Raw genomic sequence first — 322 nt, forward strand, 5'->3', positions numbered from 1 at the left:
GTAAGTATCATGATCAATCCATTTTGCAGTAACATCTACTCTATCAGCAAAGAACACTCCTGCTTTTAAATCACCGACAAACATCACCATGTCTCCTGCTTTAGTTCCCAGAACTTCATCATCCACAACACTTACAGGCTTTCCTAAGAATGATTTACCAGAAGGAGAAGTGATATCTTGCTGTAACAAATACTGCCCATTTTTATCCTTCAAGGTATCTAACCATTGATATGCAGACGCAGTCGCAACATAGTCACGTTTATAAGCTTGTTTTAAATCAACATTAATAATTTGTTTAATTCCATCTACATCAGAGACAGTT

1 protein-coding gene is annotated in these 322 nt (G+C 36.3%); it reads right to left on the minus strand.

All coding sequences use genetic code 11. The annotated features are described in order from the left end of the window. On the minus strand, positions 1-322 hold a 322-nt coding region (locus SB749_RS19030), incomplete at both ends, for a phage major capsid protein (RefSeq protein ID WP_410711676.1).

Source organism: Brevibacterium sp. SIMBA_078 (assembly GCF_046534565.1).
Lineage (GTDB): Bacteria > Actinomycetota > Actinomycetes > Actinomycetales > Brevibacteriaceae > Brevibacterium.